This is a genomic window from Streptomyces sp. NPDC059850 (assembly GCF_042731515.1).
GTDB lineage: Bacteria > Actinomycetota > Actinomycetes > Streptomycetales > Streptomycetaceae > Streptomyces.
Genome location: NZ_JBHWJI010000051.1, coordinates 1 through 13,438, shown reverse-complemented (window position 1 = coordinate 13,438; position 13,438 = coordinate 1). Strand labels below are relative to the sequence as shown.

Sequence of the window (13,438 nt, the reverse complement as noted above, 5' to 3'; positions counted from 1 at the left end):
CCCGCGGTTCCGCGGCCGGACGCTGATCAGGCGGCGAAGCGGGAGGCGAGCGACTTGGCCTTCGAGGCGGCGTCCTCGTGGGCCTTCGCCTTGGAGGCGTCCGACAGCTCGACCAGCTCGGCCATGGCCGGGTTGCTGCGGGCCAGGGTCAGCTCCGGCACGACGAACTCGACGTCGAGGCCCAGCGTGTCCTTCAGCGTCTTCTCCAGGTAGGTCGTGACGAACTCGAAGCTCTCCCGAGGCGTGCCCGGGCCGTAGCCGCCGCCCCGGCTGGCGACGACGATCGCCGGGGTGCCCGAGGTGGAGGTCTGCTCGGCGCCGGAGGTGCGGCCCATGATGATCACGTGGTCCAGCCACGCCTTGAGCGTGGAGGGGATCGTGAAGTTGTACATCGGGGCGGCTATGAGCACCACGTCGGCCTGCTCAAGCTCACCGGCCAGGGTGTCGCGCAGCGCGAAGGCGGCCTTCTGCTCGGGGGTGTGGGCCTCGGCGGGAACGAATCCGGCCTGGGCGGCGAGACCGTCGAGGTGCGGCAGCGGCTCGGCGGCCAGGTCGCGGTAGATGACCGTGCCGGTCGGGTGCTGGGCCTCCCACTCCTTGCGGAAGGTGGCGGTCACCGCGCGGGAGGCGGAGGCTTCGCCGGGGAAGACCGAGGTGTCGAGGTGAAGAAGCGTGGGCATGGAGGTGCCTCCGTGGACAAGGCGCTCCACAAAGGAGCGGTGGTTTTCTACGTACCTACGATTGGCACAGTAGCTTACTTTTCTGCAGTACCGAACGGGAACGCAGTATCGTGTATTCCATGGCGGACGGAGGTGGGCGCGAGACCCACGGCGAGCACGAGATCCACGACGAGCACGTGTGCAAGCAGGTCGACGGCAAGATGACCCGGGTCTTCGAGCTGTTCGGCAAGCGGTGGACGGGGCTGATCGTGGCCGTTCTGACCCAACAGGGGGCGTACTTCGCGGAGTTGCGACGGGCCATCCCGGGCATCAGCGAGCGGATGCTGTCGGACCGGCTCACCGAACTGGCGGCGGCGGGGCTGGTGATCCGGGAAGTGGACTCCGGGCCTCCGCTGCGGGTGGCCTACCGGCTGACGGAGGCCGGGAAGGCGCTGGAGCCCGCGCTGAGGGAACTGGGGCGGTGGGCCGAGGACCATATGCCCGAAGGCGGCGGCTGCCCGGACCAGTTCCGGCCCTGAGCAGGGACTTCGCCGGACTCGCCGGAGTTATCCACAGGCCCTGACGGGATCTGGGCGATCGGGGGTACGGTGCTGGTCGGTCGACGGTGAGCCGCCGTCGGCGATGCCGGTGACGGGCGAAGAACGAAGCGGGGGGCGTGATGGCTGACGGCACGGGTATGGGCGGGGCGGCCCGGCGGCTGCCCCAGGTCCCGGGGTTCGCCGCCTGGCGCGGTGAGGGCCCCTCTCCCCGGCAGGAGGGGAAGGCACTGCGGAAGCGGGTGCCGCGCTCGGCGCACGCCGCGCTGCCGTCCCCCGGCCCCGGGCGGCCGGACGCGGTGGCGGCGGTCGAGCGGTCGAACGCCGGGCGGCTGCCGGAGCTGACGCCGATACGGGTGGGGCGGATGATCGCGACCCCGTTCTCCTTCCTCCGCGGTTCGGCCGGGCTGATGGCGCACGACCTGGCGGGCACCCCGGTCACCGGCGTCGGCGCACAGCTCTGCGGTGACGCGCACGCCGCCAACTTCGGGCTCTACGGGGACGCGCGCGGCGGCCTGGTCATCGATCTGAACGACTTCGACGAGACCGTCCACGGTCCGTGGGAGTGGGATGTGAAGCGGCTCGCGGCCTCGCTGGTGCTGGCCGGGCGGGAGGCCGGTGCCGACGAGGACACCTGCCGGTCGGCCGCCCGTGACGCGGCGGGCGCCTACCGGCGCACGGCGCGGCTGCTGGCCAAGCTCCCGGCCGCCGACGCGTGGAACGCGATCGCGGACGAGGAACTGGTCTCGCACACCGACGCCCGGGACCTGGCCGGGACGCTGGGGCGGGTCGCCGAGAAGGCCCGGCGGAACACGAGCGCGCGCTTCGCCGCCAAGGCCACCGAGGCGGTCCCGGGGGACGGGGGCTCCTCCGGGCGGCCCGTGGCCCGGCGCTTCGTGGACGCGCCGCCGGTGCTGCGGCGGGTGCCGGACGCCGAGGCGGTGGCGGTCGCGGCGGCGCTCGGCGACTATCTGGGCACGCTGCCCGAGGACCGGCTGCCGCTGCTCGCCCGGTACGAGGTGCACGATGTGGCGTTCCGGGTCGTGGGCACGGGCAGCGTGGGGACGCGTTCGTATGTGGTGCTGCTGCTCGACCACCGGGGCGAGCCGCTGGTGCTCCAGGTGAAGGAGGCCCGGCCGTCCGCGCTGCTGCCGCATCTGGGGCGGGCCGGTTTCGAGATACCCGAGGTCGTCCACGAGGGGCGGCGGGTGGTGCTCGGCCAGAAGCGGATGCAGGTCGTCAGCGACATTCTGCTGGGCTGGACGACGGTGCGCGGGCGGCCGTACCAGGTGCGGCAGTTCCGCAACCGCAAGGGGAGCGTGGACCCGGCGGCGCTGGCCGCCGACCAGATGGACGATTACGGACGGATGACGGGCGCGCTGCTGGCGCGGGCCCATGCGCACAGCGCGGATCCGCGGCTGCTCGCCGGGTACTGCGGCAAGGGGGAGGAGCTGGACGAGGCGATGGCCGACTTCGCGGTGGCGTACGCGGACCGTACGGAGGCCGACCACGCGGAACTGCTGACCGCGGGGCGCGCGGGGCGGATAGCGGCCGAGCCGGGGGTGTGAGGCTCGGGAGCCGAGAGAGGCCCCACGTAGGCTGAGCGGGTGACGAACCGGGAAGCGCAGCAGCAGGCACAGCGGGCGGTGCCCGAGGCGGAGCCCCAGGAGGAAGACCGGGCGGCGGCCGAGGCACAGTCCGAGCAAGCACGTTCCGAGGAGGCGCGATCCGAGGAAGAGGCGCGGGCCGCCGAGCGTCTTGAGCGGGCGGTGCGGGCGGCCGAGCAGGCGCTGATCGAGTTCGAGATCGCGGTGGAGACCTTCCGGGTCGAGGTGGAGAACTTCTCCCGGCTGCACCATCAGCGGCTCGGGCCGATGTACTCGCGCCTGGACGAGCTGGACGCGCTGATCGCCGAGGCGGTCGCGGCGCGCACCGGTGATCCGGAGGACCAGCGACGGGCCCGTGAGGCGCGCGGTCTGGTGCAGCCGATGCCCGGTGTGGAGGAGCTGTTCCACGGCTGGATCGACTCGGACGGTCTGTCGCCGGAGGCGTCCGCGATGCTCACCGAGCAGCCGGTGCAGCCGCCGCCCCGGGTGCGGCCGAGCGAGGAGGCCCGCCGGATCTACCGTGACCTGGCCCGCAAGGCCCATCCGGACCTGGCCGAGGAGGGGGCCGAGCGGGAGCGGCGCGGTGAGTTCATCGTGCGGGTCAACGCGGCGTACGCGGCCGGGGACGAGGCGGCGCTGCGGGCGCTGGCCGAGGAGTGGGAGGCCGGTCCGCCGCCGCCCGAGCGGCGGGCGAGCCGCAGCGAGGAGCTGTACGCCCGGCTGGAGTGGCTGGCCGAGCGCAAGGAGATGCTGGCCGAGGCCGCGAACGAGCTTGAGTCGAGCGCGATCGGCGCGATGATCAAGATGGCGCCGGAGGATCCGGACCGGCTGCTGGACGAGATCGCCGAGCAGCTGATCGCCCAGGTTTCCGAGAAGGAGGCCCGGCTCGCGGAGCTGGCGCGGTAGTAGGTTTGCCGGGCTGCCCATGTCACCGGGCTGCCCATGTCATGTGAGAGGTGTGTGTGATGCATTTTGCCCAGCTTCCCCAGATGGAGGCCGCGGCGGTGCCGGCCGATGGCTTTCTGCTCGACGTCCGGGAGGACGACGAGTGGGCGGCCGGGCATGTCGAGGGCGCGCTTCATATCCCGATGAGCCAGGTCGTCGCCCGGTTCGGCGAGCTGACCGAGTCGGTTGATGAGGGGCGCCGGGTGCATGTGATGTGCCGGGTCGGCGGGCGGTCCGCGCAGGTGACGCAGTATCTGGTCGCCCAGGGCCTGGACGCGGTGAACGTGGACGGCGGGATGCTCGCCTGGGAGGCGTCCGGTCGGCCGATGGTCGGCGGCCAGGACGGCACGGCCGACGGCGCCTTCGTGCTCTAGGGATACCCCCACTCTGTCGCGGGTCGCCTCAGGCGAGGGGGTGGGCGGCGAGGAGTTCGCCCAGCTGCTCCTCGTGGGCGGCGGCGGGGCCGAGCGACAGCTCCAGATGCTTGGCCCAGGCGTGATAGCGGTGCAGCGGATAGTCGGTGACCGCGCCGAAGCCGCCGTGCAGATGCTGCGCGGTCTGGACGACCCGGCGTACGCCGTCGGCGGCCCACATCTTGGCGACCGCCACGTCTCCGGCGACCGGCAGTGCCCCGTTCGCCGTCGCGTCCGTGCCCTTCTCGTCCGTGCCCTTCTCGTCCTGGGAGAGCCGCCAGGCGGCCTGCCACAGCGTGGCCTCCATGGCCCGCAGATCGATGTACCGGTCGGCGGTCTGGACGGCGACCGCCTGGAACGTGGCGAGCGGATGGCCGAACTGCTCACGCGTGGACGTGTAGGAGCTGGTCAGGCCGAGCACCGCCGTGCCGACGCCCAGGGCCAGCGCACAGGTGCCGGTGGTGAGCAGCGCGCGCAGCCAGTCCCAGGCGCCGTCCGTGTCCAGCACCTCGTGACCGGCCGCCCGGACCGCGTCCAGCCGGACCTCGGCCAGTCGCTCGCCGCTGGTGGACACCTGCTCGTCCAGGCCGATACCCGCCCGGTCGCGGGGGACCAGGGCGAGGAGCGCCCGGCCCGCGCCGGTGTGCGCGGGGATCAGCAGGAGATCGGCGTCGGCGGCCCAGGGGACGGCGGTCTGCACTCCGTCCAGCACCCAGTCGGCGCCGTCCCGGCGTGCCTGGACGGCGAGTTCGGCCGGGCCGTGGCCGGTGCGTCCGGCAGTGGCCACGGTGAGCACGAGGTCGCCGCGGGCGGCCCGGGGCAGCACGGCGGCGCACAGCTCGGGTGTGCCGTACCGCTGCACGGCGAGGGCGGCCGCGGCGGTCTCCAGCAGGGGCACCCGGGCCAGCACCTTCGCGGACTCGCGCAGCACCAGGCACAGGGCGAGGGGGTCGAGCCCGGAGCCGCCGTAGCGCGGGTCGAGGATCAGCCCGAGCAGATCGGCGTCGGCGAGCCTGCGCCACAGCGCGCGGTCGATGTCCTCGGCGACGGCGCCGGGGGTGAGGGCGGGGCTGGGCACCGCGTCCGGTGTGGTGGAGGAGAAGACGGCCTTCGCCGCCTCGACCGCCGCCCGTTGCTCCTCGGTGAAGGTGAAGTCCACTGTCCGTCCTCCCGCGCCGCGAGCTTCGTCTGACGGACCGTCAAGATAGAACACGTTCTATAAGAAGGGAACGCCCCAGCAAGAGGGGAACGCCCCGCAAGTCGGGGAACGTCAGCGGTCGAAGTCCAGCTCCACCCGCTCGCCGACCGGATGGGACTGACAGGACAGCACATAGTCCGCCTCCACCTCGTCCGGCTCCAGCGCGAAGTTCCGGTCCATCCGCACCTCCCCGGAGACCAGGAACGCCCGGCAGGTCCCGCACACCCCGCCCTTGCAGGCGTACGGCGCGTCCGCGCGATTGCGCAGCACGGTCTCCAGCAGCGGCTCCCCGTCCCGCACCGGCCAGCTGCCCGACCGGCCGTCCAGGGTCGCCGTCACCGTGCTGTGCGAGGACGCGGCGGCCGGGCGGGGGGCGGGGGAGACGCCCTCACCGGGCTCGCCCGCCACATGGAAGATCTCCTGATGGACCCGGCCGCGCGGCACCCCGAGTCCGCGCAGCGCCTGCTCGGCGGCGCGCACCAGCCCGTAAGGACCGCACAGGAACCAGCCGTCCACCGAGGTCACCGGCAGCAGCGCGGGCAGCAGCCCGGTCAGCCGCTCCTGATCCAGCCGCCCGGACACCAGCCCGGACTGCTGTTCCTCCCGGGAGAGGGCGCACACCAGCTGGAACCGGTCGGGCCAGCGGTCCTTGAGGTCGGCGACCTCCTCCAGGAACATCGTGGAGGCCGCGGTGCGGTCGCTGCGGATCAGACAGAAGCGGGCTTCGGGCTGCCGCTCCAGCAGGGTGGCGGCGATGGAGAGCACGGGTGTGATGCCGCTGCCGCCGACGACCGCGGCGAAATGACCGGGCCTGGGGTCGAGCACGAACCGCCCGGCCGGGGCCATCACCTCCACCACCTCCCCGGCCGCCAGCTCCTTGAGCGCGTACGTGGAGAACGCGCCGCCCTCCACCAGCCGCACCCCGACCCGCAGCAGCTCCGGACCCTCCGGACCCGGGGCGGGGACGCAGATCGAATACGTACGCCGGATCTCCGCGCCGTCCGTGAACCGCCGCACCGCGATGTGCTGCCCGGGGAGGAAGCGGAACGTCTCGCGCAGCGCGGGCGGCACCCGGAGGGTGACGGCCACCGCGTCATCGGCGAGCGGATCGACGGCCGCCACCCGCAGCGGATGGAACGCGCCGTGGCGGGGCGCGGTGCTCGGCACCACTTCCGCGGCCATCACAACTCCTTGAAGTGGTCGAACGGTTCGCGGCAGGTCTCGCAGCGGCGCAGCGCCTTGCACGCGGTGGAGGAGAAGCGGCTGAGCAGCGTGGTCTCGGTCGAGCCGCAGTGCGGACAGCGCACGGTCAGCGCGACGGGCACCGGCCCGGACGCCGCGGCCCGCGTCGGCGCGGGCGGCGCGATGCCGAATTCCGCGAGCTTGCGGCGGCCCTCGGCGCTGATCGCGTCCGTCGTCCAGGGCGGGGCGAGCACCGTACGGACCTCGACCTCGGCCATGCCGCGGTCACGCAGCACCCGCTCGATGTCGGCGGCCATCGTCTCCACCGCCGGGCAGCCGGTGTAGGTGGGGGTCAGGTCCACCTCGACCCGGCCCGGTGCCGGGACCCGCAGCCCCCGCAGCACGCCCAGCTCGGCCAGGGACACCATCGGCAGCTCGGGATCCGGCACGGATCCGGCCAGCCGCCGCAGCTCCTCCTCGAGCGCGGTGGGGGCGTGGGGCGCGGGCGTCACCATGCCGCCCCCGGGTGGCTGCGGTGCAGATGCTGCATCTGCGCGAGCATCGGGCCGAATGGCTCGGTGTGGATGCCCTGGCGCCCGGCACCGGCCGCCCAGCCATCGCGCCTCGGCCCCTCGGGCACGCTCAGTGTGGCCCGGGTGAGGACGGCGCTGACGCGCTCCAGCCAGGCGCCCTGCAGCGCGGACCACTCGGCCTCACACCCCTCGACCGGCTCGAACAGCTCGCCGGTGAATCGCCATAGCGCGTCCACCCCGTGGCGCATCCGCTGATGGCTCTCCTCCGTGCCGTCGCCGAGCCGCAGCGTCCAGTGCTCGGCGTGGTCGCGGTGGTAGGCGACCTCCTTGACCGCCTTGGCGGCCAGCGGCGCGAAGGGGCCGTCGCCGCGCGCCAGCTCCTCGTACAACAGCTCCTGGTAGGTGGAGAAGTAGAGCTGGCGGGCGATGGTGCGGGCGAAGTCCCCGTTGGGCTGCTCGACCAACTGGACGTTGCGGAACGCCCGCTCCTCGCGCAGATACGCCAACTCGTCCTCGTCACCGGCGAGGGAGAGCAGCACCCGGGCCTGGCCGAGCAGGTCGAGGGCGATGTTGGCGAGCGCGACCTCCTCCTCCAGCACGGGGGCGTGGCCCGCCCACTCCCCCAGCCGGTGGGAGAGCACCAGCGCGTCATCGCCCAGGGCGAGGGCCGCGGTCACAGGTGCCGCACCCCTTCCGGGATCTCGTAGAACGTGGGGTGCCGGTAGGGCTTGTCGGCGGCGGGCTCGAAGAACGGGTCCTTCTCGTCCGGCGAGGAGGCGGTGACCGAGGCGGAGGGCACCACCCAGATCGAGACGCCTTCCGAGCGCCGGGTGTACAGATCGCGCGCGTTCCGCAGGGCCATCTCCGCGTCCGGGGCGTGCAGGGAGCCCGCGTGGGTGTGCGCGAGGCCGCGCCTGCCGCGGACGAACACCTCCCACAGCGGCCATGCGCCGTCTCCGCTACCGCTCATGCCTGTGCCTCCCCGTGCTTGGCCGCGTACGCCGCGGCCGCCTCGCGCACCCAGGCGCCTTCCTCATGGGCCCGGCGCCGCTGGGACATCCGCTGGGCGTTGCACGGCCCGTTTCCCCGCAGCACCTCGCCGAACTCGTCCCAGTCGATCGCGCCGAAGTCGTGGTGGCCCCGCTCCTCGTTCCATCGCAGATCGGGGTCGGGGAGGGTGAGGCCGAGGGATTCGGCCTGCGGGACGCAGATGTCGACGAAGCGCTGGCGCAGCTCGTCGTTGGAATGGCGCTTGATCTTCCAGGCCATCGACTGGGCGGAGTGCGCCGAGGCGTCGTCGGGCGGGCCGAACATCATCAGCGACGGCCACCACCAGCGGTCCACCGCGTCCTGGGCCATGGCGTGCTGGGCCTCGGTGCCCCGGCTCAGGGCCAGCAGCAGCTCATATCCCTGGCGCTGGTGGAAGGACTCCTCCTTGCAGATCCGCACCATCGCGCGGGCGTACGGCCCGTAGGAGCAGCGGCACAGCGGGACCTGGTTGGTGATCGCCGCGCCGTCCACCAGCCAGCCGATGGCGCCCACGTCGGCCCAGGTCAGCGTCGGGTAGTTGAAGATCGACGAGTATTTCTGGCGGCCCGTGTGGAGCTTGTCGAGCAGCTCGTCCCGGCTGGTGCCCAGGGTCTCCGCCGCGCTGTAGAGATACAGGCCGTGGCCCGCCTCGTCCTGGACCTTCGCCATCAGGATCGCCTTGCGCCGCAGCGAGGGGGCGCGGGTGATCCAGTTGGCCTCGGGCTGCATGCCGATGATCTCGGAGTGGGCGTGCTGCGCGATCTGCCGGACCAGGGACGCCCGGTAGGCGTCGGGCATCCAGTCGCGCGGCTCGATGCGCTCGTCCGCGGCCAGGGCGGCGTCGAACACCGCCTCGTAGGCCCCCGCCCCGGCATCCGCCGCCATCGTCGTCATGCGAAGCCCCTTCGCCAGGCCAATAACCGACCGACCGATCGTTCGGTTCAATGGTGTGCCGAGGGAACGTAGGGTGTCAAGCCTGTGGATAACGCTGAGGATGCTGTGCCCGGTGGGCCGCATCGGTAGCGTGCCGGACGCAGGGACACCCCCTGGGGACCGTGGGTGCGCGGCCGTCCGGGCCGGGTGCGGGGACCTGGACCATCGGGAGTGGGGCGGGGCATGGCGGTAACGGAGCCGGACGACGAGGCGGCGGAACGGCTCGCCGCGCTCTCACTGCCATCACAGCTGATCGTCGCGGTGGCTGTCGCCGCCGTCGCGGTCGCCGTGGCCATCCACCTCGGGCTGGCGTTCCTGAGCGTTTCGCCGCCCAACACGATCAGCAAGCGGCACGGCGCGGCCATGGACGAGTACACCTATCCGGAATTCGAGCGGAACTGGAAGCTCTTCGCGCCCAATCCCCTCCAGCAGGACATCGCCATCCAGGCCCGGGCCGAGATCCGCACCCCCGAGGGCGGCCTCGCGACGACCGACTGGACCAATCTCTCCGCCCAGGACGGCGCCGCCATCCGCCACAACCCGCTGCCCAGCCACACCCAGCAGAACGAACTGCGCCGCGCCTGGGAGTTCTACGCCGGTTCGCACGACGCGCGGGAACGGCCGAACGGCACCCGCGGCAGCCTCTCCGAGCAGTACATACGCCGGATCGTCATGCTCCGGCTCGGCCCGGAGCCGGAGGGCGGCCGGGTGCAGCGCGTCCAGGTACGGTCCGCGACCACGCCGCTGGCCGCACCGCCGTGGAGCGACGAGAAGACCGACACCAAGACGTACTACCGGACCCTGCCCTGGTGGACGGCGACCGGGGCCGACCTTCCGGAGGGGACGCGCCGGTGACGATATCCGCTGCCCAGGCCGCCCTGGCGCGCGTCCAGACCGCCGTGGCGCGCGGTCACGCCCGCGTCACCGGCTCCGCGCTCGGCCCGTACCAGACGGCCGTGGTGCGCATCGGCTTCTCCTTCACCTGGCTGCTCTTCCTGCTCCGCGAATGGCCCCACCGCCGGGAGCTGTACGGCCCCGACGGCCCCTGGAACTGGGACATGGCCCGTCAGCTCATCGACGGCAACCGCGCCTTCACCGCGCTCATGTGGTCCGACAGCGGCCTGTGGTTCGAGACCGTCTACGCCCTCGCCCTCGTCTCGGCCCTGCTGCTCCTGCTCGGCTGGCGCACCCGCACCATGTCCGTGCTGTTCATGCTCGGTGTGCTGGCGCTGCAGAACCGCTCCATCTTCGTCGGCGACGGCGGCGACAACCTCATCCACCTGATGTCGCTCTATCTGGTGCTCACCCGGTGCGGCCAGGTCTGGTCGCTCGACGCCCGCCGCGCCGCCCGCCGCCCGGACGACGGGCGGGAGCCGTCGCGCGATACGACCGGGATCGTGCTGTGGACCGTCCTGGGGCTCGCCCTGGCCTGGATCCAGTTCTTCACCGGCGCCGGGCTGTCCCCGACCGCCGACGGCCCGCTCCCCGGCCTCGGCTGGGCCACGGTCCTGTGGGGGCTGTGGCTCGTCCAGGGCGGCTGGTGGCTCGTGCGCCGCTACGCGCCGGGGGAGCCGCGCACCGTCCTGGACATGCTCGCCAACCTGGCGCACAACGGCACCCTCGTGGTGATCATGGGCGAGGTGTGCCTGCTCTACGCCTCCGCCGGGTGGTACAAGGTCCAGGGATCGCGCTGGCAGGACGGCACCGCCCTCTACTACCCGCTGCACCTGGACTACTTCTCCCCCTGGCCGTCGCTGGCCGACGCGCTCGCGAGCAGCGGCACCCTGGTGATGCTGCTGACGTACGGCACGGTCGTCGTCCAGGTCGCCTTCCCCTTCACCCTGCTGAACCGCCGGGTCAAGAACGCCATGCTGGTGCTGCTGATGCTGGAACACATCGGTATCGCCGTCGCGCTCGGCCTGCCCTTTTTCTCGCTCGCCGCCATCGCCGCGGACGCGGTGTTCCTGCCGACCGCCTTCCTGCTCTGGACCGGCCGGAAGGCGACCGGGGTCCGCGACCGGCTGGCCGCGCGCGCCGTCCGCCTGCCCAGGCAGCGGGCGCGGGAGGACGACGAGCGGCCGGACGACGAGCAGCCCGCCCCCACGCTCACCGGCTGAGCGGCCTCGCCCGCCCCGGCCCGCCCCGGCGCTTCATCCGTCGAGGACGGCCAGCTCCAGCCCGCCGAGCCGGGCCGGGTCGGCGATCACCTCGTACGCGGCGATCCGCCCGTCCTCGACCGTGAACGTGAGGGCGAGCCGCAGCCGCCCGTACGGCGCCACGACCACGCCCACAGAGCCGTTCACCAGCGCGGGTGCGGCGAACCGCGCCCGGCGCCCGAGCACGGTGGTCTCCTCGGCCACCGCGCGCGCACCACGGGAGATCACCGGGACGCCCGGCGGGAGGGCCGCCCGGTCGGCGCGGCGTACGACGTCCGGGGCGAGCACCGCCAGCAGCCCCTCCAGGTCGCCGTCGCGTGCGGCGGCGAGGAAGGCGTCCACGGTCCGGCGCTGGGCGGCGAGTGCGGCGGCGGAGACCGAGGGCGTGCCGCGCACCTTGCGGCGCGCGCGGCTGGCGAGCTTCTTCGCCGTCTCCGGGGAGCGCTCCACGACGGGAGCGATCTGGTCGAACGGCACGGCGAACGCGTCGTGCAGGACGAAGGCGATCCGCTCGGCGGGGGCGAGCGTGTCCAGCACCACGAGCAGGGCGCGGCCGACCGAGTCGACCAGGACCGCTTCGCCCTCGGGATCGCCCCCGCCGCCCGTACCGCCGCCGTCCCGGACCTGGTCGGCCGACTGCCGCTCGATGGGCTCCTCCCGGCGGGAGGAGCGCGAGCGCAGCATGTCCAGGCACAGCCGGGAGACGACCGTGTGCAGCCAGGCGGGCAGGTTCTCGACCCGGTCGGCGTCACTGCGGCTGAGCCGCAGCCAGGTCTCCTGGACGGCGTCGTCCGCCTCGCTGAGCGAGCCGAGCATCCGGTAGGCGACCGCCCGCAGATGGCCGCGATGGGCCTCGAAACGTTCGGCCAGCCGGTCCTGCTCGTCCATGGGTCACCTTTCGCCGCCGTGCTCCGTCACCGTGATGACGCGCGGAACGGGCCTGACGTGACCGTATGCCGCCAGGAAGACACGAACGACAGGAAGAACGGGAGACACGCCATGTACACCGCCGACACCCTCAGCACCGCCGAGACCGCCCACACCGCCGTCGCGACAGACCTGGGACAGCCGCTGCTGGGCCCTGCGGACCTCGGCGGCTTCCGGTTGCCCAACCGGGTGGTGATGGCACCGGTCACCCGCGCCCGCGCCGCCGCCGACGGGCTGGTGCCGACCGCGATGCACGCCGCGTACTACGGCCAGCGGGCCAGCGCCGGGCTGATCATCGCCGAGGGGACCTGGGTCAGTGAGCAGGCGATCGGCTTCGTCAACGTGCCCGGTATCTACAGCGAGGAGCAGGTGGCCGCCTGGCGGAGGGTCACCGGCGTCGTGCACGCGCTCGGCGGCCGCATCGTGCTCCAGCTGTGGCACACCGGCGCCGCCTCGCACCCCGACCACCTGGGCGGACGGCAACCCGCCGGGCCCTCGGCGATCAACCCCCGTACGCGGTCCTTCACTCCCGGCGGGTTCACGGGAACCGTCACGCCCCGGGCCATGACCGAGGCCGACATCGCGGCCACGGTCGCCGCTTTCGGCGCCGCCTCGGAGAACGCCCGGCGGGCCGGGTTCGACGGGGTCGAGATCGGCGCCCTCGGCTCGTTCCTGATCACGCAGTTCCTCAACCCCCGGCTGAACCACCGGACGGACGGCTACGGCGGCGACCGCGCGGCCCGCAGACGGCTGCTGCTGGAGATCGTCGACGCGGCCGCCCGGCCCTGGGACGGCCGGGGCGCCGGGGTCCGGCTGGGGCCGTACTGGAGCGACGGGGAGCTGTTCCGGGCGGACGAGGAGACGCTCGCCGACTACGACGCGCTCGTGTCGGCGCTGAACGACCACCCCGTGGCCTATCTGCATCTGCGCGGACGGGACCTCGCCGCGCCGGGTGACGCTCCCGACGCCGGGGAGACCGCCCGGTACCGGCGGCTGTTCGACGGCCCGCTGATCGCCAACAACGGCTACGACCGCGCCTCGGCGAACGCCCTCATCGCCTCCGGGACCGCCGACGCCGTGTCCTTCGCCACCCACTTCATCGCCAACCCCGATCTGGTCACCCGGTTCGCCCTCGGCCGGGAGCTGGCGGCCGGTGACCGGGACACGTACTACACCGGCGGGGCGGGCGGCTACGTGGACTACCCGGTCAGCGACTGGCGGGACGGCCCGGGGTGACCGGCCCGGGGTGACCGGCCCGGGATGACCGTCTGCCCGGCGGGGGGGGGGGGGGGGGCGCCG

The 13,438-nt window shown here is 73.2% G+C and carries 15 protein-coding genes; 7 read left to right on the top strand and 8 right to left on the bottom strand.

The features are described 5' to 3' along the window. Positions 1-26 precede the first annotated feature (26 nt). Positions 27-680 (bottom strand): FMN-dependent NADH-azoreductase, encoded by a 654-nt coding sequence (locus ACFV9T_RS32230; RefSeq protein ID WP_385446015.1) that lies wholly within the window; start codon positions 678-680, stop codon positions 27-29. 119 nt (positions 681-799) lie between these two features. Between ACFV9T_RS32230 and ACFV9T_RS32225 the strand changes: the two genes are divergently transcribed. The 4 genes from ACFV9T_RS32225 (at position 800) to ACFV9T_RS32210 (ending at position 4,142) form a co-directional block, all read left to right on the top strand. Further along, entirely contained in the window at positions 800-1,198 is a 399-nt protein-coding gene (locus ACFV9T_RS32225; RefSeq protein ID WP_385446014.1) for a winged helix-turn-helix transcriptional regulator, read from the top strand. 140 nt (positions 1,199-1,338) lie between these two features. After that, a complete protein-coding gene (locus ACFV9T_RS32220) occupies positions 1,339-2,784 on the top strand; it encodes a DUF2252 domain-containing protein (RefSeq protein WP_385446013.1) in 1,446 nt (481 codons plus the stop codon). A gap of 39 nt (positions 2,785-2,823) precedes the next feature. After that, positions 2,824-3,729, top strand: coding sequence for a hypothetical protein (locus tag ACFV9T_RS32215; protein WP_385446012.1), 906 nt, complete (start codon positions 2,824-2,826; stop codon positions 3,727-3,729). Between the two features lie 59 nt (positions 3,730-3,788). Beyond that, positions 3,789-4,142: a rhodanese-like domain-containing protein gene (locus ACFV9T_RS32210; protein ID WP_385446011.1), complete on the top strand. Its 354-nt coding sequence runs from the start codon at positions 3,789-3,791 to the stop codon at positions 4,140-4,142. A gap of 28 nt (positions 4,143-4,170) precedes the next feature. On the opposite strand, the gene ACFV9T_RS32205 is transcribed toward ACFV9T_RS32210, so the two are convergent. The 6 genes from ACFV9T_RS32205 to paaA form a co-directional block, all read right to left on the bottom strand. After that, the gene (locus ACFV9T_RS32205; RefSeq protein ID WP_385446009.1) at positions 4,171-5,340 is read right to left on the bottom strand and encodes an acyl-CoA dehydrogenase family protein; all 1,170 of its coding nucleotides are present in this window, start codon (positions 5,338-5,340) and stop codon (positions 4,171-4,173) included. A gap of 111 nt (positions 5,341-5,451) precedes the next feature. Then, a complete protein-coding gene (locus ACFV9T_RS32200; protein WP_385446008.1) occupies positions 5,452-6,561 on the bottom strand; it encodes a 2Fe-2S iron-sulfur cluster-binding protein in 1,110 nt (369 codons plus the stop codon). After that, a complete protein-coding gene (gene paaD, locus ACFV9T_RS32195) occupies positions 6,561-7,076 on the bottom strand; it encodes a 1,2-phenylacetyl-CoA epoxidase subunit PaaD (protein WP_385446007.1) in 516 nt (171 codons plus the stop codon). Before paaD ends, ACFV9T_RS32200 begins: the two co-directional genes overlap by 1 nt. After that, on the bottom strand, positions 7,070-7,771 hold the full coding sequence (gene paaC / locus ACFV9T_RS32190) for a 1,2-phenylacetyl-CoA epoxidase subunit PaaC (RefSeq protein WP_385446006.1): 702 nt from the start codon (positions 7,769-7,771) through the stop codon (positions 7,070-7,072). Before paaC ends, paaD begins: the two co-directional genes overlap by 7 nt. Next, positions 7,768-8,064: a 1,2-phenylacetyl-CoA epoxidase subunit PaaB gene (gene paaB, locus ACFV9T_RS32185; protein WP_385446005.1), complete on the bottom strand. Its 297-nt coding sequence runs from the start codon at positions 8,062-8,064 to the stop codon at positions 7,768-7,770. The genes paaC and paaB overlap by 4 nt, the downstream gene beginning before the upstream one ends. Next, the gene (gene paaA, locus ACFV9T_RS32180) at positions 8,061-9,017 is read right to left on the bottom strand and encodes a 1,2-phenylacetyl-CoA epoxidase subunit PaaA (RefSeq protein WP_385446003.1); all 957 of its coding nucleotides are present in this window, start codon (positions 9,015-9,017) and stop codon (positions 8,061-8,063) included. Before paaA ends, paaB begins: the two co-directional genes overlap by 4 nt. Before the next feature lie 222 nt (positions 9,018-9,239). Between paaA and ACFV9T_RS32175 the strand changes: the two genes are divergently transcribed. After that, positions 9,240-9,911 (top strand): DUF5819 family protein, encoded by a 672-nt coding sequence (locus ACFV9T_RS32175; RefSeq protein ID WP_385446002.1) that lies wholly within the window; start codon positions 9,240-9,242, stop codon positions 9,909-9,911. 2 nt (positions 9,912-9,913) lie between these two features. Beyond that, entirely contained in the window at positions 9,914-11,173 is a 1,260-nt protein-coding gene (locus ACFV9T_RS32170) for an HTTM domain-containing protein (RefSeq protein WP_385446070.1), read from the top strand. A 33-nt stretch (positions 11,174-11,206) separates the two neighbouring features. Here the strand turns inward: ACFV9T_RS32170 and ACFV9T_RS32165 are convergent, their stop codons facing one another. Continuing rightward, positions 11,207-12,100, bottom strand: a complete 894-nt coding sequence (locus tag ACFV9T_RS32165; RefSeq protein WP_385446001.1) for a sigma-70 family RNA polymerase sigma factor — start codon at positions 12,098-12,100, stop codon at positions 11,207-11,209. A 111-nt stretch (positions 12,101-12,211) separates the two neighbouring features. Between ACFV9T_RS32165 and ACFV9T_RS32160 the strand changes: the two genes are divergently transcribed. Next, a complete protein-coding gene (locus ACFV9T_RS32160) occupies positions 12,212-13,375 on the top strand; it encodes an alkene reductase (protein ID WP_385446000.1) in 1,164 nt (387 codons plus the stop codon). The last annotated feature ends 63 nt before the right edge of the window (positions 13,376-13,438 follow it).

Excerpts from the sequence above, each read along its gene's own strand:
- ACFV9T_RS32230 (WP_385446015.1), bottom strand. The coding sequence starts at position 680 with ATGCCCACGCTTCTTCACCTCGACACCTCGGTCTTCCCCGGCGAAGCC.
- ACFV9T_RS32225 (WP_385446014.1), top strand. The coding sequence starts at position 800 with ATGGCGGACGGAGGTGGGCGCGAGACCCACGGCGAGCACGAGATCCAC.
- ACFV9T_RS32220 (WP_385446013.1), top strand. The coding sequence starts at position 1,339 with ATGGCTGACGGCACGGGTATGGGCGGGGCGGCCCGGCGGCTGCCCCAG.
- ACFV9T_RS32210 (WP_385446011.1), top strand. The coding sequence starts at position 3,789 with ATGCATTTTGCCCAGCTTCCCCAGATGGAGGCCGCGGCGGTGCCGGCC.
- ACFV9T_RS32200 (WP_385446008.1), bottom strand. The coding sequence starts at position 6,561 with ATGGCCGCGGAAGTGGTGCCGAGCACCGCGCCCCGCCACGGCGCGTTC.
- paaD (WP_385446007.1), bottom strand. The coding sequence starts at position 7,076 with ATGGTGACGCCCGCGCCCCACGCCCCCACCGCGCTCGAGGAGGAGCTG.
- paaB (WP_385446005.1), bottom strand. The coding sequence starts at position 8,064 with ATGAGCGGTAGCGGAGACGGCGCATGGCCGCTGTGGGAGGTGTTCGTC.
- paaA (WP_385446003.1), bottom strand. The coding sequence starts at position 9,017 with ATGACGACGATGGCGGCGGATGCCGGGGCGGGGGCCTACGAGGCGGTG.
- ACFV9T_RS32175 (WP_385446002.1), top strand. The coding sequence starts at position 9,240 with ATGGCGGTAACGGAGCCGGACGACGAGGCGGCGGAACGGCTCGCCGCG.
- ACFV9T_RS32165 (WP_385446001.1), bottom strand. The coding sequence starts at position 12,100 with ATGGACGAGCAGGACCGGCTGGCCGAACGTTTCGAGGCCCATCGCGGC.
- ACFV9T_RS32160 (WP_385446000.1), top strand. The coding sequence starts at position 12,212 with ATGTACACCGCCGACACCCTCAGCACCGCCGAGACCGCCCACACCGCC.